This window comes from Salinicola halophyticus, assembly GCF_003206695.1.
GTDB lineage: Bacteria > Pseudomonadota > Gammaproteobacteria > Pseudomonadales > Halomonadaceae > Salinicola > Salinicola halophyticus.
Genome location: NZ_PZJN01000003.1, coordinates 221164 through 239156 on the forward strand (window position 1 = coordinate 221164; position 17993 = coordinate 239156).

A 17993-nucleotide genomic window follows, 5' to 3' on the forward strand; every position below is an offset into this window, starting at 1 on the left:
GGGCGGCTGGAACCATGCTTCTCGCAGTCTGATTCGAGTGGCAATGCCGTTGCGTACTTATTGTTGTACATGTACATTATAGCGTACCTAAAGTCCTGAGAGGTAGAGCCAATGGATACGCTGAGCTATTCGGCCTTCCGCAGTCAGCTGGCCAAGACGTTGGATAAAGTCAACGACGACCACACGCCTGTTCTGGTTACCCGCCAGAATGGCAAGCCGGCCATTGTCATGTCGGTGGAAGACTTCAAATCTTACGAAGAAACCGCCTACTTGATGGCCAGCCCCAGGAATGCCGAGCGTTTGAGCCAAGCGATCGCCGAAATCGAAAGCGGTGGAGCCAAGGAGCACGGGCTGATCGAAGAATGATGCTCACGTGGGCCGAGAAGGCGTGGGAAGACTATCTCTATTGGCAGAGCACAGACAAAAAGACGCTGAAACGGGTCAATATGCTGATCAAGGACATCCAGCGGCAGCCCTTTAGTGGCCTTGGAGATCCCGAGCCGTTGAGGCACGGCTGGTCGGGCTACTGGTCGAGGCGTATCGACCGGGAACATCGCCTAGTCTACAAGCCGACCGAGCAAGCGATCATTATCGTCCAGTGCCGGTACCACTATTGATCTCGAGCGATGTTTCTTGTCGAAGAATACGCCTTGAGTCACAACATGCAGATGGCAGGTGCCCTCATCGCGGCAACGGCATTGGATCGAGGGACCACTTTAAGACGGCCAACGATCGCCACTATCGCCATATCGATGGCCTCGAAATCGAGCTGTTTCGACCAAGCACCTGATAGTCGATGTTATGCGGCGAGAGCAACTGGGGTTGCAAATAAATCGATGAGCCATTCGAGTCATGTCGCCGCGTCTTGTTCGCAAAGCGCCATCCCACACCCGCGCGTTACGGACTCAATTTTAGGTCGGGCATCTCCCGCGCCAAAAAATCCAGCGCCGCCGATTCCGCACTGCCTCGAAACAGGAACGTGGTGATATGTCCGCGGCCGTTCATCCACAGCAGCTCGACGTGATTGCCGTCATCTTCGAGTGCCTGCATGAATTTCTCGGGCTGCTCGGGCGGTACCAGGTCGTCCCAACTGCCGTGAAACAGAAAGAAGGGCGGTGCATCCGGGTGAACGTGAAAGACCGGCGAGGCTTCGGCGTATGCCGTCGGGCGCTCGGCCTGGGTGCCGTTCATCAGTTGAATCAATAGGCGACCGCTGTCCCACAGCCGCAAATCCGCCGGTGTGCCGCCGGAAATGACCGCAGCGAACCCGGTGCCACGCCCGCCGTAAGGGGCATCCAGATCGCTATCCGTGCCCGCCACCAGAGCCAGCAAGCTGACGAGGTGTGCGCCGGAAGAGTAACCGAATCCAGCGATACGCTGCGGGTCGATACGCCATTGCTTCGCGTGATCATCGATCCAGTGCCGCGCGACCTGCAGATCTTGCAGCTGCGCCGGGAAACGATACTCGGGTGCGAACCGATGGCTGACGTTGACCACCACGTAGCCGCGTTTCACGAAGCGTTTGGCGATTGGCGTCATATCATCCCGCGTGCGGCCTTCCCAACCGCCGCCGTGCACCATCATTACCGCTGGCCGTCGGGCCTCATCTCGGGTTTCAGGCAGATAGACATCCGCCTGCAGCGCCTGCGGCCAGTCCGGTGGGGTGTAGGTCTGATCCTCAAGGACTCGATAGTCGAGATCGTGGGGCTGTTGCGCCGACGGGGGCAAATCATCGTCGGGCGCGTTGACGTAAGTGGTGCAGCCGGCCAGAGCCAGCGGCAGTAGCAGGGCAGACAATAGACAACGAGCTGTCGCCGACAGTCTCGGGAATGGGAAACGCTTGGGCATCAGCCAGGTCCTTGAAACGGTTAAGTGGACTTAGCCTAGGGCCCACGCTGATGAAGTGCCAATCGGAAGTGGACGATTCCCGCTCAGTCAGCGATCGCCTGCTTTTCCAGCATATCCAGCATTTCGTGGGTATAGGTCTTCTGCGAACTCACTGCGCGCTGATACAGTTCGTGGAGCGTATGGTTTCCGCTCGAGAGGCTCTGATCGATATTGTTGCCTTCAAATTGGGTCATCAAGGATTTAGCGTCATCGATGATCTGCTGTAATGCTTTCAATACTGACTTGTAGTCTTCAATATTCATTAGCTTTTACTCTAACACTGTATCTGAAACAGAAATCGGGTGAAGGTGATGGAGCCGGGCAAGTCGAGCAAGACATGCCGGCGCCCGAAGATACCGGGTTTGCCAATCACGTCGAACGGCTGTTTATGCCGAAGCGTCGAGCAGTCGGCCGCCGTTGTCGCTGGTGAAAGCCTCGGCAATTTGCACCATTTCCTCTGCGGGGATCTGCCGAATGATCTCGCCGGTCTCTCTATCGACCACCTGCGTAATGATACGACTATCGAACTCGCTGAGTTCGAAGCGCAAACCGTACTGCCGCATGACGTCATTGAGTTCGCTGACCTGATCGCCCATCGCTCCACTGAAGATCGTCGGGGAATCGGCCCCCCGGATGTCGGTGCTATCGGACATGGGCCCGGTGCTCTGAATCAAGATATCGAGCCGCTGCTGGGGTGACGCGTTTGATGACAGGTCCAAGTGGAGTGTCGCCATATCGACTGCGGTAGGCATGACTGTTTTCCTCGAGGGATAAAATCCGAAAGGTCGGGGTACCGCACTATTGCGACAAGCGCACTTGATGACGCGGTCGCTCGGCCCATATTGTCAGGGCCTATCTACGGTCTAAAGCGACGGGGCATCTACCGGTGGCTGACGACACCAGTCTCTAGGGTTATCGACGGCGTTGGGATAATCTGAAGGGGGCGGTCCAGGCGGGTGCGAACTCACAGGCCGCGTTCGCGTCTCAACGGGCATTGGTATTAAACGTCGGCCTTGCCGCCAGTCGATGTTTTCCATCGAGATGTCTGTCTAATCCATGGAGGGTTGTCGGCTTTTTTCTATCGGTGAAGATTCACGGCAGAGCTGATTTAGTACCGAAGGCTCGGATTCGACAAGATCGAGCATCGCATGCGTATAAGCCTTTTGTGATTTCACCGCACGTTGATATAGCGCGTGCACTTTGTGGTATTCCGCCGGCATCGACTGGTCGGCATTCTCGGCTTCGAACTTTGCCACCAATGCCTTGGCATCACCGATAACCTTTTGCAGTTCCTCGATAATGAATTCGTAATCTTCTATTGTCATCGGGGGTCGACCTGGGCAGCGACATTTTGGTGCATTGAATCACGGAGAAGCGTGGGTGGTTAAACCGATAAAAGGGGCGTTTGAGCGTTTTATCATGGGTTAAATTTGGACGTGAAAAGGCCGGCTTGCGCCGGCCTTCAATTACCATCTCAACTGCGTGTCGCGAATTACTGCAGCAGAGACAGAACGCCCTGCGGAACCTGGTTGGCCTGGGCCAGAACCGAAGTGCCGGCCTGCTGCAGGATCTGTGCTTTGGTCATCTGAGATATCTCAGTCGCATAATCGGCATCCATGATGCGCGAGCGGGCAGCGCTGAGGTTGACTGTCTCCGTGGCCTGCTGCGAGATGACGGAATCCAGTCGGTTATGCATGGCTCCCAGATGGCTACGTTTTGCATCGACGGTTGCGATGGCACGATCCAGCGCAGCGAGAGGATTTTCCGGCTGACGTAGCCGGATATCCTGATCGACTTCCGTCAAATTGATAGTCGTGTGGGCAATGCCATCGTCATCCACACCGTTGGCATCCGTTTGAACACTAATATTGTAGACGCCCGAGCTGACGGTTTGAGACGGATGATAAATGATAACGTCGCCATTGCCGTTGACCGTCTTGATAAGAATATCGCCGCCTTCGTCGTCCACCAACGTGGCGGTTTTATAGCCACCTTCACTAGAGCCATCATTATTGATCGAGAAGTAGTAATTACCGTCCCCATCGGTTCGTAGAACGTCACTAAAAGTCTGGCCATCCCCGTCGGTATAATTGACGGTAACGTTCCTCGGATCCAGCGTGACCGTCGAGTAGCCGGAGACCGTTTCGACCTGGTCCATGTCAGCATTGAATACAACTGGGGTGCTGTCGCTCTGTATGGAGGCGATAATCGTGCTGGTTTCACCGTCAGACGTCACGCCGACAGTCGCATGATGGAACCGGTACTCACTATTGGAGACCTTCTCTTCAATATAATAGTCGCCCGTGGTGCTCTGCATCAGGCGGGTCGTAGCGGAATCCATGATAGTGCCGTCGGCGCGGCGGATTTCGACAGTGTTGTCGACGGGGACAGTCGGAGAAGCTTCAACGGCGGTGACAGTACTGAAAGGCGCGGCCTGGCGTGCTGTGTCATCCTGGGCGGAGAACGTCAATGTGGTATTGCCGTCTTCATCGGTCACGGCAGTCGGGTTGGTCGCACGATAATAAACCGGCTCGCCAGCGTCCTCCGACTGAATGTAATAGTTGCCACTGTCATCCTGAACGATCGATTCAGTACCGCTTGTCCATGCCGTTTGGTCAGCTGCAATGTATTCCACGGAAACCGCAGCGTCCGACAGATCGTATCCATCGACGTTCCCCACCGGGCTAAAACTGGAGGCAGTGAGAACGTCACCGGTCGAGGCACTGACGACGGCGCGGGTCGTATCCGCTTGATAATTCAACTCGGCAGCTTGATAGCGTAACTCTCCAGTCGTGTTGTCGGTCGTTTGGAGGTAGTAGTGATCGTCGTCTCCGAGAACCAACGCGCGTTCGTTGTCGTCGCTCAATACCACATCGTTCTCGTCGCGATATTCGAACTGGCTGAAATTCTCGGCTTCAATGGTAGTGCTGGGTGCGTAGATCGGCTGGACGGTCTGAGTGACTGTGACCTCGCTGCTATCGGTCGCGGTCGTGTGGTAAGCCTGAATGCCAGCGTTGTAAAACGCGGCGTTGCCCTCGGTGTCGGTCGCTTGGGTGTAGTAGCCGAATCCATTCGAGGGGGAATAACGCAGCTCGGGGTCAATCGCGGTGGTGTTCGTATAGGTGACATTGGTGGAACCGTCGTTCAGTTCGATATCGCGTGCTCGTCCCAGCACGGTATCGCGTGGCGTGACGTCTCCGTTGATGCCCACTATCGTGAAGTCCTTCAGCCCCAGCGACTCCGAATCGAAGCCGGGCGGCGTCAGATCGATCCCTAGTTCCTGATCGTCGTGAGTACCCACCTGCAACTTGACGACACCCGCCTGGCCGTTCAGGACAGGAATGCCATTAAACTCGCTCGTTTCCGCGAGCCGATCGATTTCCTTGAGGTTTAGATTAATCTCCGCCTGTATCGCATCGGCGTCGTCGAGGTTCAGCGTACCGTTGAGCCCCTGGACGGTCAGTTCACGCACACGCTGCAGCCGCTCGTTGATTTCATCAAGTGCGCCCTCGGCAGTTTGCGCCATGGAGATACCATCATTGGCGTTGCGCCGTGCCTGATAGTGCCCCTGAATCTCAGACGTCATCCGGTTACCAATCGCCTGGCCGGCAGCATCGTCCTTGGCGCTGTTGACGCGTAGGCCCGACGCCAGACGCTCCAACGAAGTCGCAAGCGCGGTGCCGGAGTGGCGTTGATCTTGTTGTGCCTTGAGAGAGGCAATATTGGTGTTGATAACGGACATCGGAAATCTCTCTGAATACTACGATCGTTATCGACTTGGCTGCTAAAATCTTGAGGTTTTTTATTGAGACCGGAACGTAAAAAGGCCGGCTTGCGCCGGCCTTCAATTACCGTCTCAACTTCGTGTTGCGAATTACTGCAGCAGAGACAGAACGCCCTGCGGGACCTGGTTAGCCTGGGCTAGAACCGAGGTGCCGGCCTGCTGCAGGATCTGTGCGCGAGTCATGTTGGAGACTTCGACCGCATAGTCGGCGTCTTCGATGCGTGATTTGGCAGCGGAGAGGTTGGTAGTCGTGGTGCTCAGGTTATCGATGGCAGATTCGAAACGGTTCTGAACCGCACCGAGATCGGAGCGCATACCGTCGACTTTGCTAAGCGCGGAGTCCAGGTCAGCCAAAGGACTTACACCGACAGCAGAGGCTTCTTCCGCAGTTAATGCATCGGCCGGATCAAATGTGATTGATACATCTGTACCTGTACCGTCTGCAGCAACTCCATCACCGTCTGCCACGGTTGTTGCCGTAGTCGCATACGTTTTTCCATCAGCATCCTGAACGTAGTACGCGTCATCAGACCCTTTAAGGACAGTCAGGCCCTCGGAGTCAACAGCATTTGTGCCATCTGTGAAGCTAAAGGTGGCATCAGCTGCGGCGGTATTGGTAGTGTCATCGAAGCCACCAGCGGAGACAGATTTTGCAAGCTTGCTGACATCAAAGCTGTCTAGGCCGAGAGAGCCTGAGTCCATTTTCTGCAGAGAAATGGAGATTGTCTGGTTGTCGTCAGCACCCACCTGAATACTGATGTTGGTTTTGGAACCATCCAAGACTTTGGTGCCGTTGAAGTCTGTTTGAGCGGAGACGCGATCAATTTCGTTTAGACGGGCATCGATTTCGTCCTGGATGGAGCTCAGGTCGCTATCCGAGTTTGTGCCGTTGGTCGCCTGAACGGTCAGCTCACGAACACGCTGCAGGTTATCGTTGATCTGGTCTAGCGCACCTTCAGTGGTCTGTGCCAGTGAAATACCGTCGTTGGCGTTGCGGCTGGCCTGGGTTAGACCGGTGACCTGTGAGGTCATGCGGTTGGCGATGGCCTGACCGGCGGCGTCGTCCTTGGCGCTGTTGATGCGCAGGCCGGAAGAGAGGCGCTCCATGGCGGTCGACAGATCGTTCTGAGACTTGTTCAGATTGTTCTGGCCGATCATCGAGGTGATGTTGGTATTGATAACTGCCATTGTCGTATTCCTTTCTCGGTTAAGAGGGCGCTTCTCACTGAGAGATCGCAACCTTAGGCCTGATCCGCTGCGCTAATGGCAGCTGGTGCCGGATCGTGGTGCAACGGCCCGTGGCCGTTGACCCAGTTATCGGCGCTACCCGGGTTCGCTTTAGGATGATTTCGCTTTTTTGATGTAGATGTTTGTTACTTTTGGTAACGAGCTACGAGCTACGAGCTACGAGCTACGAGCTACGAGCTACGAGCTACGAGCTACGAGCTACGAGCTACGAGCTACGAGCGGAAGAGAGAAAGAGAGAAAGAGAGAAAGAGAAGGAGGCAGGGAGGAAGGGAGGATGAGGTTGCGTACCTGGCTGCGTCGGCGAGGTACCACTATGAGGCGCCTGGCAGCGCTGGCCGGAGGCCGCCACGATAGTGGCTGCGAAAGCTATCGCGACAGTGGCCGTGGGCCGGATGAGTCCAGGGGCGGGAATCTTGAGCGATTCTCGTGGTCCGAGATTTAGCGCTGGCTGTCGCCGGTCGGTATTTTTGGTGACTGTTTCCAGACCCTCAGCGCAGTGCAATGCCTTTCAATGCTTGCCGTGACCGTTGGGAGTCAAAGAAGGGTGGCGGTATTGATGATTTCTGGGGTGTTTTTCGCTAGACTAATGCGCTGTTTTAGAGAGCCACGGCACTATTTCCCGCCAGCAAATTTATCATCCCGTTCAACGCTGGCTCAGGCCGTTTTTCATCAGACTTTATCGACCCGCAATCGGGTCGTTTTTCAGGATGTTTAATAACCTATTATGTCTCGTATGATGGATGAACGTGAAAAACTTCGTAAGTTTCGTGAACTCGATGATGCCTTTGCGCAGGCCCTTCGCGAGATGGATGGCGGCTCCCGCCCGGCATCGAGCAAACCAGAAGCGCCGGCCGCTCGCCCCGAGTTCGAGCTGCGCCTGCACGGTTTGATGGACGAGTACGCGTTGAGCCAAGGCTGCGTGCACACCATGCTCAGCACGCTTTTGGAATTCAAGAAGATTGTCTAGCAGAAGCAGGCTTTCCCCATTTTATGACTTCTTTCCAGAATCGAAAGTCGTATCGATGACCATTTCGTACTGGTCATCGATAAGTGTTCTCTGAGTGATAATGTTATCCGAAAATAATAAGTTTTTATTTTCCGTGCTGACTGTCGCCTCGTTAGTGGCTTTGATGGTTTGATGGCTTTTTCGGAAGTTATAAAGGATCTAAAGAAATAGTCACCAGAGGATTTTTTACGGCTTTAGCCTCTGAGAGGCGTGAGTCCGTAGGTTAGTGGATTGACGATTTCTTCCAGTTTACCTATTTGCGGAAAATCATCGGCTACGAGTATGTAATTAAGATTCATGTCCAGGAAATTCAAGTTCTTGACGACGGCGACCTTCACTGGAATACCCTTCGCGTCGATTTCCATGATCCACGCCAGGTATCCTCTGGAAAACTTCGCCAGGCTGCCGATCGGATACAGCCCGTACTGCTGGATATACTCGACGAGCAGGCTTTTATCGTAGGCGCCGGAGGCGTCGTTGATCCAGCGGTAAGCATCCAGTGGCGGCCTTCCCGGGTTGCCATTGCGACCGTGGGTCAGTTTGTTGACGGCTTTGATGACCGAAATCGTCTTGATGAGACTGGAGAGGTCTTCAGACGATTTGCCTTGAGGATAGCCGGTGCCATCCAGCCGTTCATTGGCATTTTCGAGGATGTCGTGACAGACCGGGCTGGGCGACCATTCCAGGACCGAGAGTCTTTTCAACAGCGTCGTCGAGTGGCCTTTGAGTATCGCTCTCTGGCTGGGTGTCATGTGGGCTTCGAGAGAGGGCAGCTCGGGGCTGATCAGCAGCGGTTTGCCCAGCGTATGCATGAGCGCGCCGACAACGGCCTCTCTGATCTGCGGAGAGTGGGGATCCTGCGTGATCAGCATATCCGCCAGTTGCCCCGCTACCTGCACGGCATGCCTGACCCAGTCCGGCTCCATCAGCAGCGAGGCCAGATCATATAGCAGCGCCTTGCGATCTCGCATCGCCATATCGATCAAACGGTCGGCACAGTCGTAAAATATCTTTTCGCGGAAATTGGTTCCGGCCTTGATGAAAAGAAACCCTATCTGAATCTGATTGGCGATTTCGGCCACGCCACGCTGGATGGAGGGTTTCATTTTACCGCCTTGGCTATGGGACTGACGAAATTCCTTGTCCTTGTTGTTCGCGATGAACAGGGGCGAATGATTCGTGATTTTCTGATTGGTGCCACAGCGGTAGGCGGCTTCTCTTTCAGCATCCCTGACGTGCTGATAGATGGCTTCCTGCTGCTCGGAGTTCATGTTGATGAACTGTATGCCGACGGCGGTATAGCCTTGGCTGCCGATAGGCCGAATGTGTCGAATTTTGCCTTCCGAGAAAAAAGTTTCACCGTTAGGAAATTCCAGGGTAATGCCGGGAAGTATCTGATCGACTGTCAGGGCAATACTGTTGGCTATCGGAATCTCCAACAGACAACCACCGATGGACAGATTATGCAGAAAGCCGTTGATACTCAGGCTGTGACGATAGACTTCCAGCCTGACGTCGGCATGCATTCCTAACACGAAGGGAACGCGAGCTGAGCGGCCGATACCCGCGCCGGCAATGGCGTCAGGTAACTGACATTCGAGTCGGTAGCTGAAGGTATCGGTTTTCAATATCTTCGCCGGTGCCGAATAAACGCTGTAGACCTCTCGGTTCTGAGGGGCCGTGGGCTTGGCGGCTTCGATATCGAAATTGAAACTGCCTTCGTTCGCATACCTCTCGATATCTATATCATTGAGTTGGACTTTCAAGACTATTCGGCCGGAGTCCTGATCAATATCGAGGATGTCGGCTTCAATGGAATAATCTTCGTTCTCCGAATAGACCGATAGCTTGTGCTGGTACTGCGTCAGTGACCGAATGACTCGGGCGGAGAGGTTGGGGGCGCGTGAGTTGCCATTCATAAGTCACCCTGCGTTGGTCGTGTGTTTTCTTTTTTTAATAGCTCTTGAGCGAAGCTGCTTAAGTATAGTTTGGTGATGCCGGTCAGCGGTCCGCTGCCTAATCCGCATTCTAGGTACTCACTCAAGCATAGGGAAGATAGGCATATGTCTTTTGCTATCGATTTAGCTGAAGCCCGGTGAAACTTCTTGTTGCTTCTCGGTCAATCGCGATCGTAGTCGGATGCCGACGATGGCGGTTCGATGTTTGTAGCCTAAGTTAACTTAGCTGGCTTGGCCGGGCGGGTTGCCGAATCTCATCCGCCGCTGAAGCGGTAGCGTCGTGAAGGCCAAAACCGTTTACCCTGACGACTGGGCACGATGCCTGGATGCATAGAGTTAGATATCGTGGCCTGTATGAGAGAGCTCGATGCAGCAGATATCCATCACAGCGAAGCCAAGGATGCGCGCATGCTGATTCCCGTTGTTCTGGCCGGTGGTTCCGGCACTCGCTTGTGGCCGATGTCGCGGGCGAGCTATCCCAAACAGTTTTTGCCGATCACCGGAACGCGCAGCATGCTGGTGGAAACCCTGGCGCGTTTCGAACCGCTGGCGACGGGGGCGACAATCGTCGTGTGTCAGGAGGCGCACCGGTTTGTGGTGGCCGAGCAACTGCGGGAGGCCGGTTGGTCGGCGGATATCCTGCTCGAGCCGGCGATGCGCAACACCGCGCCGGCCATTGCCCTGGCCGCGCTACAAGCCATGAGCCGTGATCCGAACTCGGTGATGCTGGTGTTGCCCGCCGATCATGCCATCGCCAATCCCGAGGCTCTGATCCGTGCCATGACCCCGGCGCAGGCAGCGGCCGAGCAGGGCAAGCTGGTGACCTTCGGTGTAAAGCCGACGCGTGCGGAAACCGGCTACGGCTATATCGAAAAACGCATCGACAGCGATACCGGGAGCGACCCCGGGACGAGCGAGCCACTCGGTAACGACAGCGCGGAGCGCGCGGTGCCGGTCGAGCGCTTCGTGGAGAAGCCCGATGCGGAGACGGCGCAGCGGTATCTCGATGGCGGTCGGCATCTCTGGAACAGTGGGATGTTCGTGATGCGTGCGGACCGCTACCTACGAGCACTCGAGCAGCATCGGCCGGCCATGCTGGCGGCGGTGACCCGCGCCTGGGAAGGCCGTCAGGGCGATCTCGATTTCCTGAGAGTCGGCGTTGAAGCCTTCAGTGCCTGCGAGGCGGAGTCGATCGACTGCGCGGTGATGGAAAATACCGCGGATGCCAGCGTGGTAGCGCTGGATGCCGGCTGGTCGGATGTGGGTTCATGGCAGTCGCTGTGGGATATCTCGGCCAAGGATGACAACGCCAACGCGCTGCGCGGCGATGTGATCGTCGACGACGTTTCCGGCAGCCTGATCCACAGCGAAAGCCGACTGGTGGCGGCGGTCGGCGTCCGTGATCTGATGGTGATCGAGACGCCGGATGCAGTCATGGTCGCCCATCGCGATGCCGCCCAGGCAGTCAAGCGGATCGCCGAGACGCTCAGGCATCAAAATCGGCCGGAGTGGGACCATCACCGCCGTGTGCATCGCCCATGGGGTAGCTACGACGGCGTGCATCGCGCCGAGCGTTATCAGGTCAAGCGTATTAGCGTGAACCCCGGCGGCCGGCTTTCGTTGCAGAAGCATTTCCATCGCGCGGAACACTGGATCGTGGTCCGCGGCACAGCGCGAGTGACGCGTGGCGACGAAACCTTCCTGCTGGAAGAGAATCAATCGACCTATATACCCTTGGGCGTTGTCCATCGGCTCGAGAACCCGGGCAAGATCGAACTGGAGCTGATCGAGGTTCAGAGCGGAAGCTATCTCGGCGAAGACGATATCGAGCGGTTCGATGACGTCTACCGGCGGGAGTGAACATCAGTCTCGATCATAATCCCGGCTGAACAGCGTTGCCTCGACCCTCGCCCTGGGTCTGATTCGGTGTATCGCCCTGTGTGACGCCCTGCACATTGCGCTGAATATCGCCCAGGGTGTGTCGCTCTGTGCCTAGCCCCTCACCAGCGAAGCGGCCGAATCCGATAGCGGTGGTTGCGGCGCATTGCCGCCGTCGCGTTGTGGCATATCCAGGCGAACGGTCGGCAGGTGCTCAGGATAATTCCGGCAGATGAAGTCGATCAGACCTTCACGGATCTCGCAGCGTAGATCGAAGGTATTGGGGCCGCCGCTACTGCTGATCAGCACGCGCAGTTGCTTGTTGCGCTCGGTCATCTCCAGCAATTGCACCTTGCAGACCCGGCCCGTCCAGAACGGCGACGCCTCGGCGATCCGCTGGCACTCGGCGCGTAGCGGCGCCATCGGCAGGTGATAGTCGGCGTAGAGAATGACCACGCCGATTAGATCCTTGTCGCGCCGGGTCCAGTTCTCGAACGGATGGTCGACGAAATAGGTGATCGGCAGTACGACTCTCCGCCAGTCCCACGTGCGCACGACGGCGTAGGTCAGCGTCAGTTCTTCCACCCAGCCCCACTCGTCTTCGACGATGACGGAGTCATTCAACTGGATCGGCTGCGTCAGCGCGATCTGGATGCCGGCGATCAGGTTGCCCAGCACCTTCTGCGCCGAAAAGCCGAGCACCACGCCCAATATCCCCGCCGAGGCCAGAATGCTGGCGCCCAACTGACGAACCTTGTCGAACACCATCAGCATCGAGGCGAGCGCCAGGATGATGATCACGAAATTGATCAGCTTGCGCAGCACCGTGATCTGGGTATGGACCTTGCGCGCGATGGCATCTTCGTCGTCGAACTTGTAGCGCTCGCTCAGCGCGCGCTCGCTGATATTCACGCCGTGAATCAGCACCACCGCGATGGCGCCGATCAGAATCAGACTAGTGAGATCGTGCAGCGCCGAATCGAGACTGACCGAGGTAATAAAAATCGGAAAGAGGGAGAAAAGCACGAGGATCGGGATCAGCGCGGCCAGGCAGCGCGCCATGAACGGCACCAGGAAGCGCTCAAGTATCGAAGTGCGCGAGTCTCCCCAGCGATCCATGGTGTTGACCAGCCGCCGAGCCAGGCGGATCAGTAGCCAGACGCCAAGCAGCGCGGCGCCGAAATGCGCCACGGTCATGATCAACGAGTGGCCCTCGACTTCATCGGGAATCAAGCAGTAGCCGGCGCCGAATAATCCATAGATCCACAGCACGCCCACTAGCGGCGGATGTACCGCTTTTGCCGTCGTGCCGAGCAGGTGCAGGCGGCCATCATCGAACCGTCGCAAGCGAAAGTGGATATATTTGAGCAGCGCGTGGGCAACGACGGTCGCGCCGAGAATGGCTGCGGCCGTGATCCAGAACGGCAGCGCATCGAGCCAGTTTGCGATGAGGGTGTTGATGAACGTCGCATTGAGGACGGATTCGTTCATGGATGAGCCTGTTATTGATGTTGTCGACTCATTCCAGCTTAGGCGCTTTGGCTACGACTTTCGTCGCAAATTGCATTTCTCTGATCGCCGCAAATGGAAAACGCGCTCGCTCGGAGCTCGAGCGAGCGCGTCCAGCGGGATGTCCCGGTTACTGGGAAAGGCCAATCTGGCGCGAGATATCAGTGATCTGGGCGATCTGGTCGTTGACGAACGTCGTGAAGGCCTGGCCATGCATCTCGAAGGGCATCAGACCGTTCTGAGTCATTACGCCTTTCCACTCGTCGCTTGAGTACAGGGTATCGATGGTGTCTACCCACCAGTCGTAGGCGTCGTCGGAGACATCCGCCGGTATATAGAAGCCGCGCCAGTTGGGGGCGACGGTATCGATCCCCTGTTCCCGCGCCGTCGGCCATTCGTGCAGCGTGCCGGGCAGCCGTTCTTCGGAAAGTATCGCCAATGGCCGCAGGTCACCGGACTCGATAAAGCTGATCACTTCCGAAATATCGCCGGTGAAGGCGTCGACGTGACCGCCCAGCGTTTGTGTCACTGCTTCGCCGCCGCCGTTGTATCCCAGGTAGGCAATGCGCGCCAGATCGTCCACCCCGGCCTCGTCGGCGGCCATCAGCAGCTTCAGGTGGTCCCAGCCGCCGGTGGCGGTGCCGCCGGTAAAGCTCACCGCACGAGGATCCTTCTTGAGCGCCTTCATCACCTCGGGCAGCGATTGATAGGGAGAGTCCGCGGCGACGGCAATCACGCCGTAGTCGGCGCCCAGCGTGCCGATCCAGTTGACCATGCTGGCGTCCATGCCCGGAAACTGACCGCGCGCCAGACCGGTGGTGGTCACGGTGCTGGCGGCAACGATCACGTTCTCCTGGCCGGCGCGCTTCTGCACCACGTGGGAGAAACCGACGCCGCCGCTGGCACCCGGCATGTTGATGGTCTGGACGTTGCCGTCGACCAGTCCGAGATCGGCGAGAACGCGGCCGACGGAGCGACAGGTGAAATCCCAGCCGCCGCCCGGATTGGCCGGAGCGATACAGTCGATCTTTCCGGTCTGTTCGAAAGCCTGGGAGGTACTGGCTGCCCCCCAGAGTAGGCCTCCGGCAATGAAAGTGATCAGGGTGGATCGGATCATGGCGTGCTCCTTCGTCTTGTTATCGGTCTATATCGCTCGGCAAAGAGCAACTGGCCCAGAGCCGTGGTCGATGAAGGCCTTGGTAGATGAAGACTGTAGCGAGCGGCGTCAGGAGACAAAATTGTTATTTGAACAAGCAACCCTTCGCGGTTTCCGAAGGATTTGCACCTTGGTCGTAACCTTCACGATCTCGAATCGCTAGGGGTTTCAGCGTCTCGCGTACCGACGCCGGCCAGATGCTCGACCATCTGGCGGGCGATCAGGGGCAGCGCCTCCAGGTCGCGCACGCCAATGACCAGCTCGCGTTCCGCCCAGGCGTCGACCAACGGAATCGTCGCCAGCGACAGACTTTCGCGATAGGCCGCAACGGCGCGGGCGGGGAGAATCCCGATCCCCATGCCACGGTCGATCATCCGGCAGATGCCTTCGAAGCTGCGCACCTGAATGCGCATTCTTAGCGGCCGCGCCAGGCGCTGAGCGTCCTGGTGTAGCAGCGCCTGAAGTGAAGAGTCCTGCTCCAGGCCGATGAAGTCGTAATCCATCGTGTCGGCAAACGCCAGACTCGTCCGGCTGGCCAGCGGGTGATCTCGCGCGGTAACCAGTACCAGCCGATCCCTTCGGTAAGGGCGAATCAGTAGTCCCTCGGCGGGGGTATGTCCCGAAAAGATGCCGATGTCGGTCAGGCCGTCGCGCACCGCCGCGATGATCTCGTGGCTCAGGCGCTCCTGCATGTCGATGCGAATCTGCGGATAGCGCCAGGTAAAGTCGCTGAGGTCATCGGGGAGAAACTCGATCACCGCCGAGGTATTCGCGTGCAGGCGCACGTGCCCTCGGATGCCCACGCTGTACTCGCTGAGATCGGCATTGAGATGATCCAGGCTGTCGAGCATGTGTCGGGCATGATGCAGAAGCGCATGGCCGGCGGGCGTCAGTTCGACGCCGCGAGGACGGCGGTAGAGTAGCGTCGTCGATAACTGGGTCTCGAGGTCGCTGATTCGTTTACTGACGGCCGCCAGTGCCAGATGCTCGCGCTCGGCGGCGCGGGTCAGGCTTCGCGAGTCGGCGATGGCAACGAACAGCTTGAGCGTCGTGAAGTCGAGTCGTTTCATGGCGATGGCGCCTGCGTGCGGCAATGATCGCCTCACTCTAGCGTTCGCGATCGGCGAAGCCTAGCTTGACGATCGCCTAATTGTTGCCCGTTGCTGACTGAGTCAATCTTGGTCGGGCGAGGTCTGCCGGATGAGTAGCGGATCTGAAGTGATAAAGGAGATCGACATGGCGGCCAGCAACGACATGGCAGTCAACGACAATGCGCAGGCGCTAGCGGGACTCAAGGTGGTGGAACTGGGTCAGCTGATTGCCGGCCCTTTCGCCAGCAAGCTGCTGGGCGAGTTCGGTGCGGACGTGATCAAGATCGAGCCACCGGGAACGGGGGATCCGCTGCGCAAGTGGCGTGTGCTCAAGGATGACACGTCACTGTGGTGGCACGTCCAGACCCGCAACAAGCGTTCGCTGGCGCTCGATCTGCGCTCCGAGGAGGGCCAGGAGATCGTGCGGCGCCTCGTCGATGAGGCGGACATTGTGATCGAGAACTTTCGTCCCGGCACGCTCGAAAAGTGGGGGCTGGGTTGGGAGGCGCTGAGCGAGCGCAACCCGGGCCTGATCATGGTGCGCATCTCCGGTTATGGCCAGACCGGCCCTTATCGCGACCGTCCGGGATTCGGCGTGATCGGCGAGGCGATGGGCGGGCTGCGTTATCTCTCGGGCCATGCCGGGCAGCCGTCGGTGCGTGTGGGGATCAGCATCGGTGATTCGCTGTCGGCGCTGTACGGCGTGATCGGCGCCTTGCTGGCGTTGCAGGAGCGCCATCGCAGCGGCCGGGGCCAGTACATCGATGTCGCGCTCTACGAATCGGTATTCGCGATGATGGAGAGTCTGATTCCCGAGTACGACGGCGCCGAAGTGATCCGCGAACCCAGCGGCAGCGCCTTGCCGGGGATCACGCCCTCCAATGCCTATCTCTGTGCGTCGGCCGAGGCCGAGGGTGAGGGTCAGGGCGAGGAATACGTGCTGATCGCCGGCAATGGCGACAGTATCTTCAAGCGCTTGATGACGGCGATCGGCCGTCAGGATCTCGCCGACGATCCACGCTTCGCGCATAACGACGGCCGCAGTCGTCACGCCGAGCTGATCGATGGCGCCATCGCTGACTGGACCCGGCAGCACCGGCGCGATTACGTGCTCGATGTGCTGGAAAGCGCGCACGTGCCGGTGGGCTACCCGTATACCGCGAAGGACATCGTGGCCGATCCGCACTATCTCGCTAGGGAGATGATCGAGACCATCCAGCTGGGCGGTGGCGAAACGCTCAAGGTGCCGGGCGTACTGCCGAAGCTGAGCCGGACGCCGGGTCGCATCGACGGGGGCGGACCGGCGTTGGGTCAGCACACGCAGAATGTGCTCGACGAACTGGGCATCGACCGCGAGACCCAGGCCAAGATGCGTGAAAGAGGAGTGATCTGATGACCGATTTGATGCCTGGTTCGATGCCTGATTCGATGATCCGGACGAACGCGCAGTCCCGCGTCACCATCAACGATGTGGCGCCGCGGGACGGTCTCCAGATCGAATCGCGATTCGTGCCGACGGAGGAGAAGATTCGGCTGATCGATGCTCTCTCCCGCACTGGCCTGGCCAAGATCGAGGCGACGTCGTTTACCTCACCCAAGGCGATTCCCAGCCTGCGCGATGCCGAGGAGGTCATGCGGGGGATCGAGCGTGTACCCGGAGTCGACTACGTCGTACTGGTGCCCAACGAGAAGGGCGCCGAACGCGCGTTGGCCTGCGGCGTCGACGAGATCAATCTGGTGCTGTCGGCCAGCGACAGCCACGGTCGCGCCAATCTGCGCATGACGGCCGAACAGTCGCTCGAACGCTTCGCCAATATTCTCGAGATCACCAAAGGCAGCAACCTCTTCGTCAACGCCTCGATCTCGACGGCATTCGGCTGCCCCTTCGAGGGTGACGTGCCTTTCAAGCGGGTACTCGGGATTACCGAAAAACTGCTGGCACTGGGCGTTCAGGGAATTTCGCTTTGCGACACCACCGGCATGGCCAACCCGCGCCAGGTTGCCGACCTGTGTCGTGAAACGTTGAGCCGCTGGCCGTGGCTGCCGTTGACGCTCCACTTTCACAACACGCGCGGCATGGGGCTGGCCAACGCGCTGGCGGCATGGCAGAACGGCGTCACCCGCTTCGATGCCTCGCTCGGTGGATTGGGCGGCTGCCCTTACGCGCCGGGTGCCACCGGTAACGTCTGCACCGAGGACCTGGTGCACATGTTCGAGCAGATGGGCGTGGACACCGGCGTCGATCTCGAGCGTCTGATTGCGGCCGCCGAGCTGCTGCCGGCGATGATCGGCCATGAGGTGCCGGGGCAGGTGGTCAAGGCCGGCACGTCGGATCGGAGATATCCATTACCGGAAGCGGCCAACGGCTGATGGATAGCAGATAGTAGCGTCCGATAATCACGCCGCTAAGCTTTGTCTGAAAAATCGACGAGCGATAGCCAGACAAGGCAAAAATCGGCGAAAAAGTGGAATTTAC

General features: G+C 58.0%; 16 protein-coding genes. 6 read left to right on the forward strand and 10 right to left on the reverse strand.

Annotation, left to right across the window (positions count from 1 at the left end):
- The first annotated feature begins 111 nt into the window (after positions 1-111).
- Positions 112-366 carry a type II toxin-antitoxin system Phd/YefM family antitoxin gene (locus DOM58_RS03090; RefSeq protein ID WP_110691730.1) on the forward strand — a complete coding sequence of 85 codons (255 nt, stop codon included), beginning with the start codon at positions 112-114 and terminating at the stop codon, positions 364-366.
- Positions 363-617, forward strand: a complete 255-nt coding sequence (locus tag DOM58_RS03095) for a Txe/YoeB family addiction module toxin (RefSeq protein WP_075562091.1) — start codon at positions 363-365, stop codon at positions 615-617. The genes DOM58_RS03090 and DOM58_RS03095 overlap by 4 nt, the downstream gene beginning before the upstream one ends.
- 280 nt (positions 618-897) lie before the next feature.
- On the opposite strand, the gene DOM58_RS03105 is transcribed toward DOM58_RS03095, so the two are convergent.
- The 6 genes from DOM58_RS03105 to DOM58_RS03130 form a co-directional block, all read right to left on the reverse strand.
- Entirely contained in the window at positions 898-1848 is a 951-nt protein-coding gene (locus tag DOM58_RS03105) for an alpha/beta hydrolase (protein WP_110691731.1), read from the reverse strand.
- Between the two features lie 83 nt (positions 1849-1931).
- The gene (locus DOM58_RS03110) at positions 1932-2150 is read right to left on the reverse strand and encodes a hypothetical protein (protein ID WP_110691732.1); all 219 of its coding nucleotides are present in this window, start codon (positions 2148-2150) and stop codon (positions 1932-1934) included.
- 123 nt (positions 2151-2273) lie between these two features.
- The gene (locus DOM58_RS03115; RefSeq protein WP_245392127.1) at positions 2274-2540 is read right to left on the reverse strand and encodes a flagellar protein FlaG; all 267 of its coding nucleotides are present in this window, start codon (positions 2538-2540) and stop codon (positions 2274-2276) included.
- Between the two features lie 396 nt (positions 2541-2936).
- Positions 2937-3212 carry a hypothetical protein gene (locus DOM58_RS03120; RefSeq protein ID WP_110691734.1) on the reverse strand — a complete coding sequence of 92 codons (276 nt, stop codon included), beginning with the start codon at positions 3210-3212 and terminating at the stop codon, positions 2937-2939.
- A 167-nt stretch (positions 3213-3379) separates the two neighbouring features.
- A complete protein-coding gene (locus DOM58_RS17805) occupies positions 3380-5629 on the reverse strand; it encodes a flagellin N-terminal helical domain-containing protein (RefSeq protein WP_110691735.1) in 2250 nt (749 codons plus the stop codon).
- A gap of 132 nt (positions 5630-5761) precedes the next feature.
- Positions 5762-6859: a FliC/FljB family flagellin gene (locus tag DOM58_RS03130; protein ID WP_110691736.1), complete on the reverse strand. Its 1098-nt coding sequence runs from the start codon at positions 6857-6859 to the stop codon at positions 5762-5764.
- A gap of 796 nt (positions 6860-7655) precedes the next feature.
- Between DOM58_RS03130 and DOM58_RS03135 the strand changes: the two genes are divergently transcribed.
- Positions 7656-7886 carry a hypothetical protein gene (locus DOM58_RS03135; protein WP_110692028.1) on the forward strand — a complete coding sequence of 77 codons (231 nt, stop codon included), beginning with the start codon at positions 7656-7658 and terminating at the stop codon, positions 7884-7886.
- Between the two features lie 233 nt (positions 7887-8119).
- On the opposite strand, the gene DOM58_RS03140 is transcribed toward DOM58_RS03135, so the two are convergent.
- Entirely contained in the window at positions 8120-9844 is a 1725-nt protein-coding gene (locus tag DOM58_RS03140; RefSeq protein WP_110691737.1) for a PilZ domain-containing protein, read from the reverse strand.
- Between the two features lie 447 nt (positions 9845-10291).
- Here DOM58_RS03140 and DOM58_RS03145 point away from each other — a divergent pair, with 447 nt between their 5' ends.
- Positions 10292-11743, forward strand: a complete 1452-nt coding sequence (locus tag DOM58_RS03145) for a mannose-1-phosphate guanylyltransferase/mannose-6-phosphate isomerase (RefSeq protein ID WP_110692029.1) — start codon at positions 10292-10294, stop codon at positions 11741-11743.
- Between the two features lie 132 nt (positions 11744-11875).
- Here DOM58_RS03145 and DOM58_RS03150 read toward each other — a convergent pair whose 3' ends face one another.
- The 3 genes from DOM58_RS03150 to DOM58_RS03160 form a co-directional block, all read right to left on the reverse strand.
- Positions 11876-13252, reverse strand: coding sequence for a mechanosensitive ion channel family protein (locus tag DOM58_RS03150; RefSeq protein ID WP_110691738.1), 1377 nt, complete (start codon positions 13250-13252; stop codon positions 11876-11878).
- 148 nt (positions 13253-13400) lie between these two features.
- A complete protein-coding gene (locus DOM58_RS03155) occupies positions 13401-14387 on the reverse strand; it encodes a Bug family tripartite tricarboxylate transporter substrate binding protein (RefSeq protein ID WP_110691739.1) in 987 nt (328 codons plus the stop codon).
- 182 nt (positions 14388-14569) lie between these two features.
- Positions 14570-15496 carry a LysR family transcriptional regulator gene (locus DOM58_RS03160; protein ID WP_110692030.1) on the reverse strand — a complete coding sequence of 309 codons (927 nt, stop codon included), beginning with the start codon at positions 15494-15496 and terminating at the stop codon, positions 14570-14572.
- Positions 15497-15662: 166 nt separating this feature from the next.
- On the opposite strand from DOM58_RS03160, the gene DOM58_RS03165 reads away from it, so the two are divergent.
- Both DOM58_RS03165 and DOM58_RS03170 read left to right on the forward strand, forming a co-directional pair.
- Entirely contained in the window at positions 15663-16910 is a 1248-nt protein-coding gene (locus tag DOM58_RS03165) for a CaiB/BaiF CoA transferase family protein (RefSeq protein ID WP_245392128.1), read from the forward strand.
- Positions 16911-16945: 35 nt separating this feature from the next.
- Positions 16946-17887: a hydroxymethylglutaryl-CoA lyase gene (locus tag DOM58_RS03170; RefSeq protein WP_110692032.1), complete on the forward strand. Its 942-nt coding sequence runs from the start codon at positions 16946-16948 to the stop codon at positions 17885-17887.
- Positions 17888-17993: the final 106 nt, after the last annotated feature.